Annotated in this window: 3 protein-coding genes and 1 pseudogene; all 4 read left to right on the top strand. The window is 43.8% G+C overall.

The features are described from left to right. Positions 1 to 394 (top strand): annotated as a pseudogene (gene engA, locus WEIDD23_RS01185) (ribosome-associated GTPase EngA); the annotation flags it as partial. Between the two features lie 246 nt (positions 395 to 640). Next, complete coding sequence (locus WEIDD23_RS01190) at positions 641 to 916, top strand: HU family DNA-binding protein (RefSeq protein ID WP_010371713.1); 276 nt, start codon at positions 641 to 643, stop codon at positions 914 to 916. A gap of 179 nt (positions 917 to 1,095) precedes the next feature. Next, complete coding sequence (locus tag WEIDD23_RS01195) at positions 1,096 to 1,893, top strand: bifunctional hydroxymethylpyrimidine kinase/phosphomethylpyrimidine kinase (RefSeq protein ID WP_224228594.1); 798 nt, start codon at positions 1,096 to 1,098, stop codon at positions 1,891 to 1,893. A gap of 1 nt (position 1,894) precedes the next feature. Continuing rightward, positions 1,895 to 2,413 carry an ECF transporter S component gene (locus WEIDD23_RS01200; protein WP_010371707.1) on the top strand — a complete coding sequence of 173 codons (519 nt, stop codon included), beginning with the start codon at positions 1,895 to 1,897 and terminating at the stop codon, positions 2,411 to 2,413. Positions 2,414 to 2,421: the final 8 nt, after the last annotated feature.

The raw sequence follows: 2,421 nt of genomic DNA on the forward strand, positions 1-2,421 counted from the left end.
GTCTGACTTCGAAAACCAGATTCGTGATGAGTTCCAATACTTATCATACGCACCAATTATTTTCGTTTCAGCCAAGACGAAGCAACGTTTGAATAAGTTGCCTGAGTTGATTAAGCAGGTTAACGAAAACCACCAAAAGCGTGTGCAATCTGCAACACTGAATGAGGTGATTATGGACGCGTTGGCTTTGAACCCAACGCCGACGGTAAATGGTAAGCGTTTGCGTGTTTACTATGCAACACAGGTTGCCATTCAACCACCAACTTTTGTGGTGTTTGTTAACGATCCAGAGTTGATGCACTTCTCTTACGCGCGATTCCTCGAGAATCAAATTCGTAAGTCATTCGACTTTACAGGAACACCAATTCACTTGATTAAGCGTGCTCGTACGTAAGCAAGTGAATAAAAAGCACCGGTCCGTTCGGATTTGGTGCTTTTTCGTTTTTTGTACGAAAAATGATGGCAAAACATGAATTTTTGTTGAAAAAGGCTGAAAAGCGCGCTGTATCAACGTTTTAAGCAAACAATCGCTTGTTAAGGTCAAGTAACTATGCTATTCTAAATATCGAAATAAGGGAACAACGAGTTTCATTTCGTACATTGGGAATCCCAATCAGCTATTAAGCAGGAGGATATTAACATGGCTAACAAGCAAGAATTGGTAAACGACGTTGCAACGACAACTGGTTTGACTAAGAAGGACGCAACGGCAGCAGTTGATGCTGTCTTTGCATCAATCCAAGATACTTTGGCAAAGGGTGACAAGGTACAATTGATTGGTTTTGGTAACTTCGAAGTTCGTACACGTGCAGCTCGTAAGGGTCGCAACCCACAAACAGGTGAGGAAATTGAGATCGCTGCATCAAAGATTCCTGCCTTTAAGCCTGGTAAGGCCTTGAAGGACGCCATCAAGTAATTTAAAGCCTGTAATACTGGCATTCACGGTAATTCGTGGGGCCAAAAAGGTTGATATATGGAAAGAGTGAATGATGATATTCACTCTTTTTATTTTTTCATACATTCTCATAAAATTCTGTGCTAAACTTAATCTTATTGATATCGATGTGGAGGTATGGCAGATTGAAACCAACAAAAATGTTAACGATTGCAGGTTCGGACGTTTTGGCTGGTGGGGGCATTCAGGCCGATTTGGCAACGTTTAATGAATATGGTTACTTTGGGCTTAGTGCCATCACCAGTATTGTGACTGTCACGCCAGATGATTTCACCATTCATCCTGTGCCGATTGCTATTTTAGCGGCCCAGCTTGATGCAATTTTTGCGATTGACGATATTGCTGGTGTGAAGGTTGGCTTACTACCGACTGTTGCACACGTTGAACTGGTGGCGAAGTATTTAAAAGAGTATGCCAGTCACCTACCAGTCATAATTGATCCGGTGATGGCTTTTAAAGAGACAAGCACGGCGAACGTCAATGAACTGGTGAAAGCCATTCAAACTGAATTATTGCCGTTGGCAACTATTACCACACCGAATTTAGTGGAAGCAGAATTGTTAAGCGGTCGAACGATTAAAACAGCCGCTGATATGACTGAGGCAGCGCGTATCATGCAACAAATGGGCGCCCAATCGGTCGTGGTGAAAGGCGGTAAGCGTTTAGCTGGTCAGGAAGCAGTTGATGTTTTAGTGGCGGCTGATGGTCTGAAGACCTTTAAGACAGAAAAGGTGGCCAATGCCTACAATAATGGAGCTGGTTGCACGTTTTCTTCCGCGATAGCTAGTCAGTTAGCTGCTGGGGCAACAACGGCGCATGCAGTCTCAGATGCAAAAGCATTTGTGTACGAAGGTATTAAACATGGGGTACCGTTAAACGAGGCGTTGCCGGTTGGTAATGTTTGGCAGGCAGCACGACGTTTAAGTGAGGAACAATAAAATGAAAACGAAACAATTAACCATCGCGGCCGTGATTGTCGCTATCAATATTGTCTTGAGTTATGTCGCCAAGATACCGACGCCAACAGGCTTTGTATCATTGGTGGAAACTGGTATTTTTATCGCAGCTTGGCACTATGGGTCAAGAACCGGCGCAATGGTCGGTGGGTTAACAGGTTTATTGCTTGATTTACTTGCTGGTTATCCCCAATGGATGATCTTTTCATTACTTATTCATGGTGGTGAAGGTTGGGTGATTGGTAAGTATGGGTTAAATCCTTCGATTGGGAAGCGCGTCTTTGGCAATTTCTTAGGCGGTTTGGTGATGGTTGTTGGGTACTGGTTAGCCGGTTCATTCTTAATCTGGTTGAACGGTGGTGCAAAAATGCAGCTTGGTCCAGCCTTTTTGGCGGGACTAGCCGATGTACCAGCTAACATTATGCAAGTATTGGCCGGGTTTATCTTGGCCTTGTTGCTGAGCGTACCGTTGCGCAAGATTTTGATGCCTAAAAGTCACTAACTTTGCAA

The organism is Weissella sp. DD23, assembly GCF_001579105.1.
GTDB classification, from domain to species: domain Bacteria; phylum Bacillota; class Bacilli; order Lactobacillales; family Lactobacillaceae; genus Weissella; species Weissella cibaria.